The organism is Streptomyces sp. NPDC048506 (assembly GCF_040651315.1).
Taxonomy (GTDB): Bacteria; Actinomycetota; Actinomycetes; order Streptomycetales; family Streptomycetaceae; genus Streptomyces.
In genome coordinates, this window is the sequence record NZ_JBEZIX010000058.1 from 18291 (window position 1) to 38060 (window position 19770).

Sequence of the window (19770 nt, forward strand, 5' to 3'; positions counted from 1 at the left end):
CCGCCATGCAGCACCGCAGGACGCTCAGGGGCGTCGACCAGGGCAGGTCCAAGAAGGCAGGACGGCCTAGCCGAAGCGGCCGGAGATGTAGTCCTCGGTGGCCTGGACCGAGGGGTTGGAGAAGATCCGCTCGGTCTCGTCGATCTCGATCAGCTTGCCGGGCTGCCCGACGGCCGCCAGGTTGAAGAACGCCGTACGGTCCGAGACCCGGGCGGCCTGCTGCATGTTGTGCGTCACGATGACGATCGTGAAGCGCTCCTTCAGCTCCCCGATCAGGTCCTCGATGGCGAGGGTGGAGATCGGGTCGAGCGCCGAGCAGGGCTCGTCCATCAGCAGGACCTGCGGCTCGACCGCGATGGCGCGGGCGATGCACAGCCGCTGCTGCTGGCCGCCGGACAGGCCCGAACCGGGCTTGTTCAGGCGGTCCTTGACCTCGTTCCAGAGGTTGGCGCCCTTGAGGGACCTCTCGACGATGTCCTTCAGCTCGCTCTTCTTGTACGAGCCGTTCAGCCGCAGCCCGGCCGCGACGTTGTCGAATATCGACATCGTGGGGAACGGGTTGGGGCGCTGGAAGACCATGCCGACGGTGCGGCGGACGGCGACCGGGTCGACGCCGGAGCCGTAGAGGTTCTCGTCGTCCAGCATCACCTTGCCCTCGACGCGGCCACCGGGGGTGACCTCGTGCATCCGGTTCAGGGTGCGCAGGAAGGTCGACTTTCCGCAGCCGGACGGGCCGATGAAGGCCGTCACGGAGCGCGGCTCGATCGTCATCGAGATGTCGTCGATGGCCTTGTGGCTGCCGTAGTAGGCGGAGAGGCCGCTGACGTCGATTCGCTTGGCCATGGGATCACTGCTTCTTTCGTATCGCTTAAGGCCCCACTCGGCGGAGCCGTGTGTCGCCTCAGCGACCGGTCTTGGGGGCCTTCCAGCGGGCGATGCCGCGAGCCACCAGGTTGAGGATCATCACGAAGGCGATGAGGACCAGTGCCGCGGCCCAGGCGCGGTCGTAGGAGGCCTCGGAACCCTGCTGCCACTGCTGGAACACATAGAGCGGAAGCGACTGCTGGGCGTCTTCGAAGGGGTTGTTGTTGATCGTCTTGGCGCCCCACACCAGGAGCAGCACGGGTGCCGTCTCACCGGTGATACGGGCGATGGCGAGCATCACGCCGGTGGTGATGCCGCCGATCGACGTCGGCAGGACGACCTTGAGGATGGTGCGCCACTTCGGGACGCCGAGGGCCAGGGAGGCCTCCCGCAGCTCGTTCGGGACGAGCTTGAGCATCTCCTCGGTGGAGCGGACCACGACCGGCATCATCAGGATCGCCAGGGCCATCGCGCCGGCGAAACCGGACGGGCCGAAGCCGAGGATCAGGATCCACACGGAGAGGACGAACAGGCCGGCCACGATCGAGGGGATGCCGGTCATCACGTCGACGAAGAAGGTGACGGCCTTGGCGAGCCGGCCGCGGCCGTACTCCACGAGGTAGATCGCGGTGAGCAGACCGATCGGCGCGGCGATCAGGGTGGCCAGGCCGACCTGCTCCAGGGTGCCGATGATCGCGTGGTAGATACCGCCGCCGGGCATCGCGTCCGGGAGGGTGCCCATCGAGTGCGACAGGAAGTAGCCGTCCAGCACCTTGCTGCCGCGGACGATCGTCTCCCACAGCAGGGAGGCGAGCGGTATGACGGCGAGCAGGAAGGCGACCCAGACCAGGCAGGTGGCCAGCCGGTCCTTGGCCTGCCGAGCGCCCTCGACGGCGGCGGACAGCACGAACGTACCGAGGATGAAGAGCAGGGCGGCGATCAGGCCCCACTGCACCGTGCTGTCCAGGCCGGCGGCGATTCCGATGCCGCAGCCGGCGCCGGCCGCGACCAGCGCGAGGACCGGTGTGGCCCAGCGGGGCAGCCGGGCCTGCTTGAGGGAGACCGGGAGCGGGCTGCCGCCGTTGGCGACCGCCGTGCGATCCGTGACGACACTCATGCTGCGGCTCCCGAGTACTCCTTGCGGCGGGCGATGATCAGGCGGGCCGCGCCGTTGACGACCAGCGTGATCACGAAGAGGACGAGACCGGAGGCGATCAGGGCGTCCTGGCCGAACTGGTCGGCTTCGCTGAACTTGCTGGCGATGTTCTGGGCGAACGTGCCGCCGCCCGGGTCCAGCAGGCTGGCGCTGATGAGGAAGCTGGGCGACAGGACCGTCGCGACGGCCATCGTCTCGCCGAGCGCACGGCCCAGGCCCAGCATGGAGGCGCTGATGACGCCGGAGCGGCCGAAGGGGAGCACGGCCATGCGGATGACTTCCCAGCGGGTGGCGCCGAGGGCCAGCGCGGCCTCCTCGTGCATCTTCGGGACCTGGAGGAAGACCTCGCGGCTGACGCTGGTCACGATCGGCAGGATCATGATCGCGAGCAGGATGCCGACGGTGAAGAGCGAGCGGGCCGCGCCCTGGGAGTAGCTGAAGATCCCGGTCCAGCCCAGGTAGTCGTTGAGCCAGCCGTACAGGCCGGACAGGTGGGGGACGAGGAAGAGCGCGCCCCACAGGCCGTAGATGATGCTGGGCACCGCGGCGAGCAGGTCGATGACGTAGCCGAGCGGCGAGGCCAGCTTGCGCGGGGCGTAGTGCGAGATGAAGAGCGCGATGCCGACCGCGACCGGGACCGCGATGAGCATCGCGATCACCGAGCTGACGAGGGTGCCGAACGCGAGCACCGCGATGCCGAACTTCGGCTCCGTGCCGGTGGCGTTCCAGTCGAGCGTGGTGAAGAAGTTGGCCTTGTCACCGGAGATGGCGAGTACGGACCGGTAGGTGAGGAAGGACGCGATGGCGGCCATGATCACCAGGAGGGCGATACCGGAGCCCCGGGAGAGCCCGAGGAAGATCCGGTCACCGGGGCGGACCGACCTGCCGGATATGGGCGACTGGCGGCCGTCCCCCGGCGCAGGCGGGTTGTCGGTTGTCGAGGAGGCTTTATTCATGGATTCTCCGGTCTGCGGAGCCGGTGGGGGCTCCTGGCGCGGCGGTGCACCGGACGGGCGGCGGCCCGAAAGGGGCCCTGGTCAGGGGCCCCTTTCGGCCGTACAGCGGGGACTCGGGTCCGCCGCCCTGGTAGGTCAGGAGAGCGACGAGACGGTCGTGCGGACCTTGTCGGCGATCTCGGTGGGAAGCGGGGCGTAGCCCAGGTCCTTCAGCGCGGCCTGGCCGTCCTTGCTGGAGACGTAGGTCAGGAAGGACTTGGTGGCGGGCAGGGTCTCGGCCTTGTTGCCCTTGTCGCAGGCGATCTCGTACGTCACCAGGGTGATCGGGTAGGCGCCCTCGGCCTTGGTGGTGTAGTTGAGCTGAAGGGCCAGGTCCTTGCCGGTGCCGACCTGCTTGGCCTCGGAGATGGCCTTGGAGGCATTGTCGACCGTCGCCTCGACCGGCGCCTTCGCACCGGTGTTCAGCTTGACCGTGGGGATCTTGCCGGAGGTGGCGTAGGACAGCTCGAAGTAGGAGATGGCGCCGCTGGTCTGCTTGACCTGCGAGGAGACGCCGGCCGAGCCGGACGCCGCCTGGCCGCCGGTGCCCTCCCACTTCTTCGCCGGCTCGTGCTTCCAGTCACCCGGGGCGGCGCCCTTGAGGTACTTGGTGAAGTTGTCGGTGGTGCCGGAGTCGTCGGAGCGGTGGAAGGCCTGGATCTTGAGGTCCGGCAGCTTGGCGTCCGGGTTCAGCTTCTTGATCGCGGCGTCGTTCCACTTGCTGATCTTCGAGTCGAAGATCTTCGCCAGGGTCGGGGCGTCCAGGACGAGGTTGTCCACGTTGGGCACGTTGTAGCCGACCGCGATCGGGCCGCCGACCATCGGCAGGTCGATGGCCTGGCCGCCCTTGCAGATCTGCTTCGACTTGGTGACCTCTTCGGGCTTGAGGGCCGAGTCGGAGCCCGCGAAGGCGGTCTGGCCCTGGAGGAAGGTGGTCACGCCGGCGCCGGAGCCGGTCGGCTGGTAGTTGATCTCGGTGTCCTTGCAGGCGCCGGAGTAGCTCTGCACCCAGGCGTCCATGGCGTTCTTCTGCGCGGACGAGCCGGACGCGAGCAGCTTGCCCTTGCCCTCACACTTGATGTTCGAGGCCTTGGCGGAGCTGCCGCCACCGTTGCCGCCGGTGGTGTCGTCGGACCCGCACGCCGTCAGGGCCAGGGCACCGGTGACGGCGAGAGCGCCAACGGCGAGGGCGCGAACCCGGTTCTTGCGCTGAAGCTTCACTGTCGGGAATTCCTTCCTGGGGCGCGCCGGATCATCGGCGTGCTGAGTGGTGATGTGGGTGGTGTCCGCCGTGGGGGTGCGGTGTCAGCTAGCCGTGCCGCGCCGCCCCCATGGGCATGGCGCGCACTCGGTACGGCCGAAATTAGGCAGATCAGGTGAAGCAGCCGATGGAGGAGAGTGAACGCAAGGTGAACCTCGGCCATCGGATGGGTGTGGTGTGAGAAGTGTTCGCCCGCTCGTACTAAAGGGCCCGTCGCTCTGTCGAATTACCGTCCGGTATGGCAGCATCCGCGCCGGGATACGACGCGAATCGGTGCGGAACGACCGGAGGTGGCTGGTGGGGAGCCAGGGGGCACGGCAGGGCGTTCAGGGCCTAGGGGGCGAAGCGCAGGTACGGGGCGAAGCGCAGGCACGGGGTGAGGCGCAGGCGCAGGGCCGGGGCGGCGCGAGGCGCCGTGTGCGGGGCGGCCAGGGGGGCCGCCTGGTGGCCTGCACCGCCGTCGTGCTGTGCGCGACGGGCCTGCTCGGAGGTACCGCGGGCACCGCCTACGCCGACGACCCCGCGCCCGCCGCCGGCCCCACGAACGCCCCCGGCAGCCCGGCCGCGGACGCCGACGCCCGGCACCTCGACGACGTACGCAAGAAGATCGACGCCCTTTATCACAAGGCCGAGCAGGCCACCGACGCCTACAACGCCGCCGAGGAGCAGGTCGAGCTCCAGCAGAAGGAGATCGTCAAGCTGGCGCGCAGCATCGACGGCACCCAGCGCCGGCTGGCCGCCCTCAAGCGGCAGGCGGGTGCGCTGGCCAGTGCCCAGTACCGCGGTGGCGGCCTGCCCGTCGAGGCGAAGCTGGTGCTCAATGCCGACCCCGAGGCCTTCCTCGACAATGTCACGCTGGCCCGTAAAGGGCAGCTCGCCGCCAAGCGCGTGGTGAGCGAACTCACGAATCTCAAGGGCGACTTGGAGAGTTATTCGCACGCCGCCACCGACCGCTGGGAACGGCTGGAGGCGAACCGTAAGAAGAAGGACGGCGCGCGACGGGACATCGAGAAAAAGATCGACGAGGCAAAGCGGCTGGAATCCCGACTGGCCGCGAAGGAAATGGCCCGACTGCTCAAGCTGGAGGATGAACAGGCATTCCGACAGCAGCAGAAGTGGCTCGACTCGGGTGTTCTGAAGGACATCGGCAGCAAAGCGTCGGCGCTGGGCAAGAAGGCGATTTCGTACGCCACCGCGCAGATCGGCAAGGACTATGTGTGGGGCGCCGAGGGTCCGGACACCTTCGACTGCTCCGGGCTGACCCTGCGCGCCTGGGAGCACGGTGGCCGGACGATTCCGCGGACCTCGCAGGAGCAGTGGCGGCTGTTGCCGCACGTCGACCTCAAGGACATGCGGCCGGGCGACCTGATCATCTACTTTTCCGATGCCAGCCATGTCGGGATGTATCTCGGAGACGGCGCAATTGTGCATGCGCCGCGGCCCGGCCGGCAGGTGACGATCACCGGCGCCGGCTCGATGCCGATCCTCGGCGTGGTCCGTCCCGACGGTGACCGCTGACACCATGACCCAGGTCACTCGGGCGATAAATGACCGGATTGTTTGCTATCTGAGGGTTGTCGTGGTGTAGCGGAATGCACTCAAGCGGGGTGATGTTCGTCATTCCGCATTTGGCGCGCCCCAGGTCAAATGGCTTATCGGGGGCGGCATATGACGATGGCCGAATGCCGTCGGCCATTCCATCCCTCTCCGTACTGGCGCTATGGTCGCCTGTCAGTGTCCGGAGTACGCCCCGTTCCAATTGATCCGCGAACGGTGCCGGCCGGACCTGACGGCGCCGATCGGCGCCCATGAGCCCCTCGGGGGGAGGGAAGGAAGCAGACCGATGCCCGTACCCGTACCGCAGCAGCGGACGGTCGTGCTGCCGCAGCAGGCAGGACCGGTGGACGACGTCTGCGCGGACACCGCGCAGGTCGCCGGCACGCCGGTCGCGGGGGTCGGCGAAGAGCGACTTTCGGCCGACCCGGAGCCGGCCGTGCAGGGCCTGACCCTGCTCCTCATCGGCGAGGACCCCAACAGCCACGTCCCCGACGTGTGGGACTGGGCGGGCCGCAAGGTCCGCCTGCGCACCGCCCGCAACCTCACCGAGGCCGAGCGGCTGCTCACCGACGACGTGCACTGCATCCTGCTCGACCTGCCCCCGGCACGGCGCGACGAGCGCACGGAGCTCCCCCACGCCGACGCGCCCGCCGACGAGCTGGGGATGCTGCGTGGCGTCCTGCGGATGGCGCCCTCGCACGCCGTCCTCGTCCTGACCCACGAGACCGACGCCGAGCGCGCCGCCGAGGCGGTCCGCGTCGGCGCCCAGGACTACCTCTTCCGCGACGAGCTGGACGGGTCGGCGCTCAGCCGCGCAGTCCGCTACGCCGTCGAACGCAAGCGGGCCGACCTCGCCCAGCGCCAGCTCACCGAGTCGCGGATGCTGGCCCAGGAGAACGCCCGCCTGGAGCGCGGCCTGCTGCCCACTCCGCTGCTCGACGGCTCCGACCTGCGGTTCGCCGCCTGCTACCGGCCCGGCCGGAGCCGTGCCCTGCTCGGCGGCGACTTCTACGACACCGTCCGCACCCCCGACGGCACCGTTCACGCCATGATCGGTGACGTCTGCGGCCACGGCCCCGACGAGGCCGCCCTGGGCGTCGAGCTGCGCATCGCCTGGCGCGCGCTGACCTTCGCCGGGCTGTCCGGTGACGAGCTGCTCGCCACCCTCCAGAAGGTGCTGGAGCACGAGCGCTCGGACGACGAGATCTTCGCGACGCTCTGCACCGTCGACATCTCCGCCGACGGCCACCACGCCGGCCTCTCCCTGGCCGGCCACCCGGCCCCCCTGCTGGCCCGTGCCGGCGAGCACCCCCAGCTGCTGCCGTACGAGTTCGGCGGCCCGGCGCTCGGCCTGCTGCCGCACGCCCGCTGGCCGCGCCGGCAGGTCGAGCTGGGCGGCTCCTGGAGCCTGCTGATGTACACCGACGGCCTGATCGAGGGCCGGATCGGCGTGGGCAACCAGCGCCTGGGTCAGGAGGGAATGGTCGAGCTGGTCAGCCGGCAGATGGCGGCGGGCCTGAGCGGAGAGGCCCTGCTGGACGCGTCGGTCCGCGAGGTGCGCGACCTCAACGGCGGCGAGCTGACGGACGACGTGGCCGTCCTGCTGCTGGACCGCCGCTGACCGCAGCGGCCGGCCCGGACCAACCCGGGCGGCCCCTGCTCCGCCCGGCTCAGCGCCCGCCGTTGTACGGCCCGTACGGCCCGTCCGAGCTGGAGCCGCCGCGCCGCGGGCCGCTTCCGCCGGAGACCTCCCGCAGCGCCGGCCGTACGTCGACCGTGTAGACGATCACCGCGATGATGCCGATGATCGGCAGGAACGACATGAACGGCAGGATGAAGAGCAGCGCCGTGGCGATGGCGAGGAAGATCAGCCACATGCCCTTGGTCTGCTTGCTGGCGGCGCGGTAGGCGTCCTCGCGGCGCATCGCCGCATCGATCAGCATCACGGCGGCGTAGACGCCCAGGGCGAGCTGCACCCAGCTCAGAATGCTCTGGAACCCGTAGATCAGCACGCCGTCCACCGCCCGTTCGCCGGTCGTCTCGTATCGGTCTGCCGGAATTTCCGGTCTGTCGGCCCGTCGGCCGACGACGGGCGGCTGCCGCCCGTGCGGCCCACCGTACCCGGACAACGGGCCGGGCACGTCAAGTGTGCCCGGCCCGGCCGGTGAATCGGCGCCCTCAGTGGCGGGTGATCCGGCTCACTTCGCGGACGGCGGGGTGCTCTTCTTCGCCGGGGCCGGCTTGCGCGGCGCGACCGGCTTCTTCGGCGCGGACGCCTTGGCCTCGGACGAGGGCGTGGACCTGACCTCCGCCTTCGTCCCGTTGGCGACCTCGGTCCTGGTGCCGCCCTTGGCGGTCGGCTTCGTCTCCGGCTCGATGGCGACCGCGATGTCCTCGGCGCGCTCGGCGGCCTCACCGCGCCAGGTCGCCACCGCGCCCCGGCCGCGCTCGGCCAGCTCCTCGTAGCCCTCGCGCACCTGGACGGCGCCCTCGGCGAGCCGGCCCACGCCCTGGAGCGCCAGCTCCTGCGTCCGGTCGCGGAACTTCTTGAAGTCGCCGTCGAGCGAGTCCAGCAGCTCGGCCAGCTTCTCCTGGGCCTCCTTGGCCTGCTTGGCGACCAGCGCCTGGACGTCCTTGGGGTCGGTGCTGCGGACGGACTCGAAGCGCTTGGGCGCCTCGGCCTTGATCTTCTCGACGAGCTGCGGCACCTCGCCGAGCTTCTCCGCGGCCAGGTCGACGGTGCCGGCCAGCGCGTACAGGGGGGTGGTGTCGGTCAGGGCCTTGCGGAGGTCATCGGTGCTGATGGCCATGGCGTTCTTCCTCCTGGAAACGATTCGGTTGCTCAGGTGGCGTGCGGGCCGCCGTCGGCCTCTGTCTCACGGGGGTCCGTGCCGCGCCCGTCCTCGTGCCCGCTCGCAGCGTCGTCCTTGCCACCGCCGACGAGCCCGTTCTCCTTGCGGAACGACTCGTAGATCTGGAGCAGGACCTGCTTCTGTCGCTCGTTCAGCGCCGGGTCGGTGAGTATCGCGGTCTGCACCTCGGCGCCGTCGAGGCCGTGCCGCTCGTCCAGGATTCCGGCCTGGACGTACAGCGTCTCGGCGGATATCCGCAGCGCCTTGGCGAGCTGCTGAAGGATCTCGGCGCTCGGCTTGCGCAGGCCGCGTTCGATCTGGCTGAGGTACGGATTGGACACCCCGGCGGCATCGGCGAGCTGCCGCAGGCTCAGCCGCGCGGTGCGCCGCTGCTCCCGCAGGAACTCGCCGAGGTTGCCGACGTTGAGTGATGCCATGCGTCGATGGTGCACCCTCGTGCTAACTATTGCAAGCAAGCGCTAGCAAAAGTGGTCCATGGGGTTGATGTGACTTAGCGCTTGAGTTGGCCCCTTAGCGCTTGAGTTGGCCCGTGTGAGCGCCTGGGGTGGCCCGCAGGGTAGCGGTCGTCCCGTCTACCTGCTGGGTCTTCGCGTAAAGCCGTACAGAACGCAGCGCGGGCGGGCTGTGCTGGGTACATGAAGGTTTCGGTCTTTACACCGGAGATCGAGTCCCGGCCGGTGTGGTCGCACAGCTGCGCCCTGGATGACCTCGTCGCGCCGTACGTCATCGATCCGGCGGTGGCCGTGAGGCTGGACACGGAGGCTGGGTGGGCCCGGCGATGGACGGCGTGGTGGAAGACCTCGGCGGCGGATGTGATCTGCTCGGTCCAGGATCTTGCCGGTGTCCCGACGGTCGCTTCGGTGCCAGTACGCGGGTTCACCCGGCGGGCGGGCCAACGGCACCGCCCCGGACTGCGCACCCAGGCGGCTCGGAACCATCAGCGATCACCGCAGGCGCTTGGCTGCCACTGCCTTCGTCTGGGCTACGGCCATGCAAGGAGAATTCCGCTTCGCCCCCCGTCCCCCAGAAGTCCGAGGCGACGTTGAAGCTGAGACAGCCTGGGTCAAGGATCGCAGCCAGATCTGCGCCTATCTCGTTCGCCCCCGCCCGTCTTCCCACTACGCAGAGCTCAGAGCTGCCCTGGACCGCATCGCGTTCCGTCTCGCCCTGGACGTTGATGCAGGGAACGCGGTCTAGTGACCTGAGTCGGAGATTCGGTGGCAGTATGCGGCGACCTTGTCGAGGATCTCGTCGGCTGTTTCCATCCAGACGAACGGCCTGGGGTGCTCGTTCCAATCGGCCAGCCATGCCCTGATGTCGCGTTCGAGGGCCTGGACGGAGCGGTGGACGCCGCGCCATTGCAGCCAGAACTTGCCCGCAGCGCCGGGCTAGTAGATGACGCTTTCCTGCAGGGTGGCACCCGCGTAGGAGCTGCCGCCATCCTTTGCCTTCACGAGGACGTAGCGGAGCTTGCCTTGGTCCAGCGCCTCCTTCAGGTCGTGCGCCAGCTCGCCGTCCCGCGGGGAGTCCGTCGCACGCTCCTTCATCGCCTCGATGATCGTCTCCACGTACTCCCTGGTCATCTGCTGGACCATCTTGTTCTTGTAACGGCCCTTCCCCTGACGCCAGCCGGGGTTGCTCGATGGCGCCTTGGCCTCGACGATGAGCAGCGTGCCGTCCCTGAGCCGGTACAGCTGGTCGAACATATCCGCACCATTGGGGGTTTTGGGCAGGGGTATCCACTGGGCTCCCGGGAATTCCTCCGGAATGACGTGGTAGCGTGCCGCGCTCTCGCCGAGCCGCTCGGGTATGGAGCTGTTGTTGGGCGTGACGCCTAGTTCTTTCCGGTAGTGCTGCAATGCCTTGTCGCGTGTCTGCCCATTGGCCGCGCTCTTATTCTTCTGGAACTTCCGCTCCGCGTTGGTGAGATCCACCGACGTCTTGCGATGGTCAGCGATCTTGTTGAGCAGGCTGCTCCGTTTTCTGTCACCGAGCGAGCCCGGGCCGAAGGACTTCGCGGGGGACAGCTTCGCGCCGGGGGCCGAGGGCAGCTTGTCCTTGGAGATCCAGTGGTTCTCGTTGTCCCTGGCGAGTTCCGGCAGCGCGACGCCGTTCTCCGTGGTGGCCGTGCTCTTTCGGCGGCCGTCGCTGATGTAGTTGCCGGAGTACCAGACCGGGTCGTTGTTGGCCTTCCAGACCATCTCGTCCTGGATGTACTTGTGGTGGTCGACGGCACTGCTCAGCAGTTCGTTGCAGGTGAACACGCTGTTCGTACGCTGCGGGGTGCCGTCCGGGCCGGGCGGATAGGTGGTGAACACGGCCGCGTCGAAAGCGGGCCCACCCGCGCCGTTGCAGTACTTGTCGAGCTTGAGCTTCTTGAACTCCTTCGCCAGCGCCTGCCGGTCACTGCCGGCCAGGACGGTGGAGGCGTTCGGGTCGATGTCGATCCAGGCGACCTTGTCGAAGCCGGGCGGGACCACCCCGGTACCGGAGAGCTCGTTGATCGCCGCCGCGAAGTTGTTCACGACCGCGTCCGTGCCCCCGGACACGGCCTTGCGCTGGATGGTCTGTTTGCCAGTCAGATTCTGGAGGTCGGCCTTGTACCCGTCCGTGGAACCCTCGGGTTTGTAGGTGTTGCCCCAGACGACCTTGTTCCCCGCGCGCGCCAGATCGCTCGCATACTGCAGCGTCCGCCGGTCGGAGACGGAGAGCTGGGCTGTCTTGGCTGCCAGTTCGGCAATGCCGCTCTCGCCGGCAACTCTCAGGTTGTCGGTGTTCACGGCTAGGTCGTAGAACGGCTCGAACGCTCCCTGCTGCTTCAGATTGGCCACCGTCTTGCCGACATTGCTGAGCCGACTCTCGCGGACCTCGGGGCTGGTCCGCGGGCCGATGTCGGCCGTCATGGCGTCGAGGAGCTGCAGGACGGGCTTGCCCTTGCTGTCGTTGGCCCGCTGGTTGCCCAGTGGCTCATTGAGCTTGAAGCCGCGGCCCATCAGCCTTTTGACGAGCGCCGGGTCGTCGCCCATGACGCTCGCTTCGTAGAAGACCGCGGACCAGTTCACCCGGATCGTCTGGCCGGGCGGTGCCACATTCCTCGCCGCCGTCGTCAGCGTGCGGTTTCCGCCGGGAGGCACGGAAACAGGACTGTTCAGGGGCGTCTGTCCGGCTACGGTCACTATCACCGTGCCGCTGGCCGGAGCGGTGCCCTGGTTGGTCACGTTCACGGTGGCCGGGCAGCTCGGAGTGCTGCAGAACGATGTCGAGAGCTGTACGGCCACGTCCGTCTGGGCCGCCACACGTTGGCTCAGTGGTTCGGCCTGCTCGTGCGAGGTGCCGACCCGGCGTACGTTCTCCGTTGTGCTCTGCACCTGGGCCTCGTCGGGCTCGCTGACCGCGGACGACAGGGCCGGGGCGGGCGCGGGCTCACCGGCCGCCGCCGACACGTGACCTGCGGACTGCACATGGCCCGCGGACCGTGCGGCACTGTCCTGCGGGCCGGAGCGGAAGACGGCAGTGCGCGCATCCGAGGCGTCCGGCGCAGGTTCGGGTGTGGCGGCTCCTTGAGATCCAGCGGAACCCGGCAGGCCGACCGAGAGCGGCCGGTACGGAGGGGACGCACTCACCACGATGCGCAGGGTGCCGTCGGTCAGTACCTTCGCCGGACGGCCGTTCACCGACGTGGCCCCGCTCTGGCGCCACCTGGACGGCCGCCCGGACGGACCGTCGGTGTCCTTGCCCGAGAGGGCTTCGGCGAGCGCCGTCGGAGCCATCCGGGACAGCCCGGCCAGGCCGATCACCCCCTGCGGCGGGTCGGCCATCCAGATGTTGGCCAGTGCTTCGGCGCTGCCCGGCTCGTGCTCGAACCACCACTGGCTGTTGCCGCGCAGAAGGGTTCGCTTGGGGCTCACGGCGAGCTCCGCGTACGCCCCCGAGTCACGGCTCAGGGTTCCGTACGCAGTGCCGTCGCGGGCGACCGTCAGACGGAAGCCGATGATCGCGCCGTTGCCGTCCACCGTGGTCCCCGCATAGGTGACCCCGCGCCAGGCACGCAGGCTCTTCGTGGCCGCCGAGGCCAGCTGCGGGGGCGGGGGCGTCTTCTCACGCGGCCAGAGCACAAAGGTCATCAGACCGGCGACGAGCACCATGACCAGCACCAGGACGCCCCAACTCCAGTACCAGCGACTGGACTTAATCAACCGGACAAGCGCTCCAGCCGCCCGGGACGCCCGACTGCTCGCTGGCGGTGGCGAGAGGTGCGGCGCCTGCGGGGGAAATGGTGGGAACGAAGGGTACGAGGGAAGCGGTAGTTGCGGAGGTGGTTGCTCGGACGGTACTGATGCGCTGTCCCGTGCGTCCACATCTGCCCCCAGTCCCGGGGACCGGGCGACCCCACCGGGTCGTGGCGTGATGGTCCCGATTCCCCATTCCCAATTTCCAGCCCAATCCCCCTTTCAAACAAGCTTGTTCGCGCCACGTGGCGGGTTCCTGCCGCTCCCTGAACCCTACGGTCACTGATTACCTCACGGTCCATGCCAGAGATCGGCCCGAGGAGCGCCGACCCGGGCTGTAGTAACCAGGTGTCTCTGGAGCCCGCGCGCACTTCCCGTCAAACGGCTGGATGCGTCACGTGATCACGATGGGTTGTCATCGTGCGTGGGACGGTGCGCGGTGCAGGATCCGGCGCCTGATGAAGTAGGGCAGCAAGTTTCGTTGATCCGAGTCAGCGATCCGCATCAGCTGACGTTCTTCCTGGTCGAGCTGTTCCGCGATCCGTTGTGCGACGTCAGTCAGCGCGTGTGCGAACCATAGGATCGCGCTCGTTCTCAGGCTCCGCTCGGCAGGAAGCCGTCGCGCGAACTCCTCTCGAAAGTGCTCGATCTCCCTCGGGCCGCCAAGGGCCTTCCTGAGTCAGAAGCGCGATGCGAAGAGTCTGGTGGCCTCGACGATGTTCGGGAAGAGAGCAGCCTGCCGATATGTGCACCTTCGGTTGATCTCGGTCTCATGGGAGGCGATGAGGCCGAGACGGGCCTCGGTTCGGTCGGCCGCGTAGCCGTGCTTGGCCACGTTGTGCAAGGTTGACCGAGACGGACGGCCAGATGGTTCAGGTAGACCGAGACTGGCTCACCTTCAGCGGAGACGGGACAGCGGGCCACCTCCGACGCTCACAGGGGCCGACTCAAGCGCTAAGGGGCCAATTCAAGCGCTAAGTCACAGGTTGAGGCTCAGTGCTTGAGCCGAACACCGCTACACCGCGCGTTCCTCGGTGGCAGCGATCGTCCGGCGCAGCAGGCGGCGGGCCGCCTCCAGGTCGGCGGCGCGCCGGTCGAGCACGTCCAGCTGGTCGCGGAGACCGTCCAGCACGCCAGGGCAGGGGCGCACCGTCGCTCCGTCGGAGGTGCAGGGCAGGACCCGCCGGATCAGCCGGGTGGGCAGGCCGGCGGCGAGTAGCGCCCGGATGCTCCGCACCGTCACCACGGTCCGGTCGTCGTACTCGCGATAGCCGTTGGCGCGGCGCTCGCTGTGGATCAGCTCCATCCGCTCGTAGTAGCGCAGCAGGCGCTCGCTGACGCCCGTACGACGGGACAGCTCCCCGATCAGCACGACCCCTCCTTCAGCACGGCCCCTCCTTCAGCACGGCCCCTCCTTCGGCGCGAGCCCTCCCTGACGCGACCCCGCCCGCGGTTTGACCTTCCAACAGTGTCAGGGGGCAACAGTGACCGGACCGGCCGGATTCCTGGCCGGCCGTCGTGGAAGGGAGAAGATCGTTGATCATCGATGCGCACAGCCATGTGCACGATCCGGTCGAGGCGCACGTGGGACTGCTGGACGAGGCCGGGGTGGACCGCGCGGTGCTGTTCGCGACCCGGGCCCACCCCGAGCGGGCCGCCGACCTCACGTCGCTCCGCCACGAGATGGCGGTGTTGGACGAGGCCATCGGCGGCCGGGCCAACGGCGTCGACGGGTACCGGGCCGCGTGGCGGGAGTTGGACGCTGCGCTGGCCGCCCACCCGGAGAGGTTCATCGGGTTCGCGTCCGTACCGCTGGACCTGGAGGCGGGCCAGATCGCCGAGGTGGTGGAGCGCGAGGTCGTCGGGCGCGGGATGCGCGGGATCGGCGAGCTGACGCCGCCACCGGGACGGGCGGGGGCCATCGAGCCGGTGCTACGGGCAGCGGCCGATCAGGGGGGCCTGCCCGTGGTCGTGCACGGTTTCGCCCCGACCACGGTGGACGACCTGCGGACCCTTGCGACGCTCGCGGGCCGGTACCCGGCCGTTCCGCTGGTGATCAGCCAGCTCGGCGGGCTGAACTGGATGCAGGCCGTTGAGCTGGTCCGCGACACCCCGACCATGTATCTGGAGCTCTCCACCGCCACCGTCGTCTTCGCGGTCCGGCTGGCCATCACCGAGATCCCGGACCGGACCCTGTTCGGCTCGGACGCCCCCTACGGCGATCCGGTTCTCGCCCGGGCGACGGTGGAGCGGGTGACCGTACCGGGCGAGGTGCGCGAGAGAGTGCTCGGCGGAAACCTCAGCGAGTTGCTCGGCCTCGGCTGAGGTGAACCAGCAGGGTCGGCTCACTCCTCGACCCCGAAGAGTCGGCCTACTCCTTGAGCCAGAAGCTGGTGGCGTCGAGCCAGGCGCGGAGGAGCGCGGCATCCCCGAGCACCTCGACCCGATCGCCGCCGGGGCCGCGGACCCGTCCCGGACCGTCGGCGAAGCCGCGGGCGGTGCACCGCCCGTAGACGAACAGCACCAGGTCGGCGAGCGGGCCGCGGACGGTGACGTCGGCCTCGGCGTGACCGCGGCGCCAGGTGAGCGCGTCGCCGTCGAAGCCGACCAGCCACTCCGCCGCGTTCTGCGGGCCGTTCGCCCGCGCTGCCTCCGGCTGCTGGACGAGGTCGGTGGCCCGGAAGGACAGCGTGCGGCCGCCGGACATCAGCGTGCGCAGCTCGGGCCCGGCCTCGAAGACCTCCGGCAGGGGGCCGAAGGACAGCCACTCGTCGAGCGCGTCGGCGGCCACGTCCGCGGCGACACCGAACTCCGCACCGCCGGCCGGGCCCTGACGTGCCGACGAGCTCGCGTCGACGGCGAAGGTCACATCGGCGCGGTGGACGACCGTCTCGTGCACCATCCGGCGCGCCCAGAAGACCGGGGTCCCGCCGGGCGCCACCGTCCACACCGCGGTCTCGGGCCCGGCCTCCCGCAGGGTGTCCGCCAACTGCTCGGCCCCCTTGGTGAGCCAGGCACCGAGCGCCGCGGGGTCCTCGTCGGTGGCGCTGGAGACGTTGTTGACCTGCTCGTCGGACACGGGCTCCGACGCCCGGGTCCGCACGATCGTCTCCACCCAGCGGTGCGCCCCGCCCAGATGCCGCAGCAGGTGTGCGAGGTTCCAGCCCGGGCAGGTGGGTACCGGCGCGGCCAGGTCGGCGTCCGCGAGACGTGAGGTCAACAGGGCGGCCTGCGCGACGATTTCGGCACAATGACGGTCATAGCTCATCGAAGGCATGCCGCCACCGTAGAGGCTGCCGGACCGACCTTCAGCGCCTTTTCGGGTGGGGCGAGGAACCGCCGTCGCCCCGTGGCTTCGGCCGCCCCCGTGGCCCCAGTCGCCCTGGTCGCCTCAGCCGCCCCCGTCGACGCCGTCCGGCTCGGCGGACCGGGTCCCGATGACGACCGTGGCATACAGCTCGTCGGAGGTGGCCACCCGGGGGAGCAGACCGTTGCGGGCGAACGCCTCGACGGCCTGCGGAGCCTGCCGTTCGCTCGTCTCGACCAGCAGGTGGCCGCCCGGTGCCAGCCACTGCGGTGCGGCAGCGGTCACCCGCCGCAGCACGTCGAGCCCGTCCGCACCGCCGTCGAGGGCCACCAGCGGCTCGAACTCGCGGGCCTCCGGGGGCAGCAACCCGACCTCTTCGGTCGGCACGTACGGAACGTTGGCCACCAGGATGTCGATCCGGCCGCGGAGCCCGTCGGGCAGCGGGCCGAAGAGGTCTCCCTCGTAGACCCGGCCCCCCAGGCCGCCGACGTTGCGGCGGGCGCAGCGCACCGCGGCGGGCTCGATGTCGGCCGCGTACAGCTCGACCACCGGCTCCCGCCCGGCGCCCAGTCCGGTGGCCAGCGCGGCGCCCACCGCTCCCGAGCCACAGCAGAGGTCGACGACGACCTGGGAACGGCCGGGGTGGCCGGTGTGGCTGCTGTGACTGGAGGAGCGGCCGGTGCGGTCGATCTCGTCGGTGCGGCGATCCGCGCCTCGACGGCCGAGCGCGATGGCCTCCCCCACGAGGAACTCGGTGCGGCGGCGCGGCACGAAGACACCGGGATCGACGGCTATCCGCAGCCCGTGGAACTCCGCCCAGCCGAGGACGTGTTCCAGGGGTTGGCCGGCGGCCCGGCGCTCCACCATGGCGGCGAGTTCGCCCGGTGAACCGGCGGTGGAGATGAGCAGTTCGGCCTCGTCCTCGGCGAAGACGCAGCCGGCGGCGCGCAGCGTGGTGACGACGACGGAACGGGGCAGCGGTGCGACGCCCTGCGGGGACCGGGGTGAACGGATCTGCGCTGATGGCGACTGCGCTGAAGGCAACTGCGCTGAAGGGAAGTGCGGTGACGACATGTGAGCCTTTCGGGGCGCCGAGGGCGCTTCCCGGGTCACCCGTGCCGGACGGTCACCTGGATCGGGTGGACCGTACGGCGTGAGACGGGAGCGCCTGCCTGGTCTGGCGGGGTATCGGTCTCACCTCCTCGAACGGGCCACTGCTGGGACCGCAACAGTACCTGACCTGGGGTGCGATGGCGCGTCCGAGGACCGGAACTGTCCCGCAGCACTCCACAGCCGTCCGGCCTCCTCAATCCCCGGTCGTCCGGCCTCCCTGAAACCTTGTTGACTTCGAGCGCACTCCAACTCATACCGTCTCGAACGGGATTCCAGGATGGCCCGGTTCAGGAGGCAGCAGCATGACCACGACGAACATTCCCTCGCGCAAGCTCGGCGAGCTGGTCGTTTCCGCGCAGGGGCTCGGTTGCATGGGGATGAGCCACGGCTACGGGGAGTCGGACGACGCACAGTCGATCGCCACCATCAACCGCGCGCTCGACCTCGGCGTGAGCCTGCTGGACACCTCCGACTTCTACGGTGCGGGCCACAACGAGGAGTTGATAGGCCGGGCCATCGCCGGTCGGCGGGACGAGGTGGTGCTGGCGACGAAGTTCGGATTCGTCAACCGGCTCGGTGAGCAGGTCGTGATCCGCGGCGACGCCGCCTACGTCCGGGAGGCGTGCGACGCCTCGTTGCGCCGGCTCGGGGTCGACCACATCGACCTCTACTACCAGCACCGCGTCGACCCCGACGTGCCGATCGAGGAGACCGTCGGTGCGATGGCCGAACTGGTCGAGGCCGGCAAGGTGCGGCACCTCGGACTCTCCGAGGCGGGCGCGGCGACGCTGCGTCGGGCGCATGCCGTGCACCCGATCGCCGCGCTACAGAGCGAGTGGTCGCTGTGGACCCGCGACCTGGAGCAGGAGATCGCTCCGGTATGCCGTGAACTCGGCATCGGTCTGGTGCCGTTCTCCCCGCTCGGGCGCGGCTTCCTGACCGGCCGCTACACCTCGGTCGAGGGGCTGCCCGAGTCCGACCTGCGCCGCACCCAGCCGCGCTTCGCCGACGGCAACCTGGAGCAGAACCTGGCCATCGTCGAGAAGCTGAACGACCTCGCCGCGGAGAAGGGCGTCAGCGCCGGCCAGCTCGCGCTGGCCTGGGTGCAGTACCGCGGTGACGACGTCGTACCGATCCCCGGCACCCGCCGGGAGAAGTACCTGGAGGAGAACCTCGGCGCGCTCGCGATCGAGTTGACCGCCGACGAACTCGCCGCGATCGACGCGGCCGCCCCGGTCGCCCAGATAGCCGGGACGCGCTACGACGAGGTGAGCCTGACGTTCGTCAACCGCTGAGCCCCGAGCCGAGACGTGCGGGTGGCGTCACGCCGGTGACATGACCTCGTACAGATTGCCGGAGTCGTCGCTGAAGAACAGGCCACGGGCGCACAGGGGATGGTCGATGCGGCCGTTGTCCGGGGTGGTGGGGGCATTGCCGTAGGGGATGTCGGCGTCCCGGATGCGGGTGAGGATGGCGTCGAACGTCGCCGGGTCGACGTCGAAGGCGAGGTGGTGGCCCTCGGCGTCCGGGACGGTCATGAAGTCGAGGGTCAGCGAGTCGTTCACCCGGACCGGGGCGAAGTGCCCGAGACGGCCGGCCGGCGGGAGTTCCTGGAGACCCATGACCGAGGCGAAGAAGCGGGCGGCGGCACGGTGGTCGGCGGCCGGCACGATGGTGTGGTTGAGGGATACCGGCATCAGGCACTCCCGGGCTGCTGATCGAGGACGTCGGGTTGCGGGCCGTGGCCGGGAAGGCTCCGTTCCGCCACGCCCCGTTCCGCCGCGTCGTGCTCCAGTACGCCGTGCAGCAGCGTGTCGAGGAGCTCTTGCGGTGTGAGCGGGGCGCCGGCCTGGGCGAGCCGGGTCTGGGACAGGGTGAAGAGGAGGCTCAGGAAGGTGGCGGCGACCTTCTCGGGGGCGAAGCGGAAGGCGGCCCGGTCCGGTTCGATCAGCTCGGCGACGGCGTTGCTCAGCGCCGCGAAGGACTGCGCACGGGCGTCCGGCGGCGGCCCGTCACCAGAGCTCCGTGCTCCGGGCCCGCGCCCACGCAGGTGACCGGAGGCGTGCAGGGCGCCGATGACGGTGCCCATGCGCGCCATGTGGGCGTTCAGCGCCTCGGCGGCTTCGGTGAGCCGGACGGTGAGCGGCTCGTCCAGGGAGATGGTGGCGAGCTCGCGCAGGATGTGGTTGGTGCCGGTCGCCTCGGCGATGCAGGCGTCCAGCACCTCGTCCTTGTCCTTGAAGGCCCGGAAGATCGTGGCCTCCCCGATGCCGGCGGCGCGGGCGATCTGGCTGGTGGTGACGGCCGCGCCGTACTCCGCCACGAGCGGTAGCGCGGCGGCCACGATCATGGCTCGGCGCTCCTCGACGCTCATGCCGGGGGCGCGTCGACGAGGTTGAGCGGATGGTGGTGTCA

18 protein-coding genes and 1 pseudogene are annotated in these 19770 nt (G+C 69.5%); 4 read left to right on the top strand and 15 right to left on the bottom strand.

Translation table 11 applies throughout. From position 1 onward, the window contains the following. Window positions 1-66: 66 nt before the first annotated feature. From pstB to pstS, 4 genes are all read right to left on the bottom strand, one after another. Window positions 67-843, bottom strand: coding sequence for a phosphate ABC transporter ATP-binding protein PstB (gene pstB, locus AB0C96_RS35250; protein ID WP_362923287.1), 777 nt, complete (start codon window positions 841-843; stop codon window positions 67-69). Window positions 844-901: 58 nt separating this feature from the next. Then, window positions 902-1981, bottom strand: coding sequence for a phosphate ABC transporter permease PstA (gene pstA, locus AB0C96_RS35255; protein ID WP_362923289.1), 1080 nt, complete (start codon window positions 1979-1981; stop codon window positions 902-904). Continuing rightward, window positions 1978-2976, bottom strand: a complete 999-nt coding sequence (gene pstC, locus AB0C96_RS35260) for a phosphate ABC transporter permease subunit PstC (RefSeq protein ID WP_362923291.1) — start codon at window positions 2974-2976, stop codon at window positions 1978-1980. Before pstC ends, pstA begins: the two co-directional genes overlap by 4 nt. A 135-nt stretch (window positions 2977-3111) precedes the next feature. Next, window positions 3112-4236 (bottom strand): phosphate ABC transporter substrate-binding protein PstS, encoded by a 1125-nt coding sequence (gene pstS / locus AB0C96_RS35265; protein ID WP_362923293.1) that lies wholly within the window; start codon window positions 4234-4236, stop codon window positions 3112-3114. Between the two features lie 484 nt (window positions 4237-4720). Between pstS and AB0C96_RS35270 the strand changes: the two genes are divergently transcribed. Together AB0C96_RS35270 and AB0C96_RS35275 are read left to right on the top strand one after the other, a co-directional pair. Further along, window positions 4721-5794, top strand: a complete 1074-nt coding sequence (locus AB0C96_RS35270) for an NlpC/P60 family protein (protein WP_362923294.1) — start codon at window positions 4721-4723, stop codon at window positions 5792-5794. Between the two features lie 325 nt (window positions 5795-6119). Continuing rightward, window positions 6120-7454 carry a SpoIIE family protein phosphatase gene (locus AB0C96_RS35275; RefSeq protein WP_362923296.1) on the top strand — a complete coding sequence of 445 codons (1335 nt, stop codon included), beginning with the start codon at window positions 6120-6122 and terminating at the stop codon, window positions 7452-7454. A 49-nt stretch (window positions 7455-7503) separates the two neighbouring features. Here AB0C96_RS35275 and AB0C96_RS35280 read toward each other — a convergent pair whose 3' ends face one another. The 7 genes and pseudogenes from AB0C96_RS35280 to AB0C96_RS35310 form a co-directional block, all read right to left on the bottom strand. Beyond that, window positions 7504-7845 carry a DUF2516 family protein gene (locus tag AB0C96_RS35280; protein ID WP_362923298.1) on the bottom strand — a complete coding sequence of 114 codons (342 nt, stop codon included), beginning with the start codon at window positions 7843-7845 and terminating at the stop codon, window positions 7504-7506. Between the two features lie 186 nt (window positions 7846-8031). Continuing rightward, window positions 8032-8643: a hypothetical protein gene (locus AB0C96_RS35285; RefSeq protein WP_362923300.1), complete on the bottom strand. Its 612-nt coding sequence runs from the start codon at window positions 8641-8643 to the stop codon at window positions 8032-8034. A gap of 32 nt (window positions 8644-8675) precedes the next feature. After that, window positions 8676-9122, bottom strand: a complete 447-nt coding sequence (locus tag AB0C96_RS35290; protein ID WP_362923301.1) for a helix-turn-helix transcriptional regulator — start codon at window positions 9120-9122, stop codon at window positions 8676-8678. 777 nt (window positions 9123-9899) lie between these two features. After that, a pseudogene (locus AB0C96_RS35295) lies at window positions 9900-10061 on the bottom strand (IS630 family transposase); the annotation flags it as partial. A gap of 33 nt (window positions 10062-10094) precedes the next feature. Further along, the gene (locus AB0C96_RS35300; RefSeq protein WP_362923303.1) at window positions 10095-12902 is read right to left on the bottom strand and encodes a hypothetical protein; all 2808 of its coding nucleotides are present in this window, start codon (window positions 12900-12902) and stop codon (window positions 10095-10097) included. A gap of 712 nt (window positions 12903-13614) precedes the next feature. Then, complete coding sequence (locus tag AB0C96_RS35305; RefSeq protein WP_362923305.1) at window positions 13615-13770, bottom strand: hypothetical protein; 156 nt, start codon at window positions 13768-13770, stop codon at window positions 13615-13617. A 180-nt stretch (window positions 13771-13950) separates the two neighbouring features. Further along, a complete protein-coding gene (locus tag AB0C96_RS35310; protein ID WP_362923307.1) occupies window positions 13951-14307 on the bottom strand; it encodes a MerR family transcriptional regulator in 357 nt (118 codons plus the stop codon). Window positions 14308-14471: 164 nt separating this feature from the next. Between AB0C96_RS35310 and AB0C96_RS35315 the strand changes: the two genes are divergently transcribed. After that, window positions 14472-15260: an amidohydrolase family protein gene (locus AB0C96_RS35315; protein WP_362923309.1), complete on the top strand. Its 789-nt coding sequence runs from the start codon at window positions 14472-14474 to the stop codon at window positions 15258-15260. Between the two features lie 46 nt (window positions 15261-15306). Here the strand turns inward: AB0C96_RS35315 and AB0C96_RS35320 are convergent, their stop codons facing one another. Both AB0C96_RS35320 and AB0C96_RS35325 read right to left on the bottom strand, forming a co-directional pair. Further along, window positions 15307-16212 (bottom strand): maleylpyruvate isomerase N-terminal domain-containing protein, encoded by a 906-nt coding sequence (locus AB0C96_RS35320; protein ID WP_362923311.1) that lies wholly within the window; start codon window positions 16210-16212, stop codon window positions 15307-15309. A 114-nt stretch (window positions 16213-16326) separates the two neighbouring features. Further along, window positions 16327-17316: a putative protein N(5)-glutamine methyltransferase gene (locus tag AB0C96_RS35325; protein WP_362923312.1), complete on the bottom strand. Its 990-nt coding sequence runs from the start codon at window positions 17314-17316 to the stop codon at window positions 16327-16329. A gap of 341 nt (window positions 17317-17657) precedes the next feature. On the opposite strand from AB0C96_RS35325, the gene AB0C96_RS35330 reads away from it, so the two are divergent. Beyond that, the gene (locus tag AB0C96_RS35330; RefSeq protein WP_362923314.1) at window positions 17658-18650 is read left to right on the top strand and encodes an aldo/keto reductase; all 993 of its coding nucleotides are present in this window, start codon (window positions 17658-17660) and stop codon (window positions 18648-18650) included. A gap of 27 nt (window positions 18651-18677) precedes the next feature. On the opposite strand, the gene AB0C96_RS35335 is transcribed toward AB0C96_RS35330, so the two are convergent. Together AB0C96_RS35335 and AB0C96_RS35340 are read right to left on the bottom strand one after the other, a co-directional pair. Continuing rightward, window positions 18678-19052: a VOC family protein gene (locus AB0C96_RS35335; protein ID WP_362923316.1), complete on the bottom strand. Its 375-nt coding sequence runs from the start codon at window positions 19050-19052 to the stop codon at window positions 18678-18680. Beyond that, window positions 19052-19705: a TetR/AcrR family transcriptional regulator gene (locus AB0C96_RS35340; RefSeq protein WP_362923356.1), complete on the bottom strand. Its 654-nt coding sequence runs from the start codon at window positions 19703-19705 to the stop codon at window positions 19052-19054. The genes AB0C96_RS35335 and AB0C96_RS35340 overlap by 1 nt, the downstream gene beginning before the upstream one ends. Window positions 19706-19770: the final 65 nt, after the last annotated feature.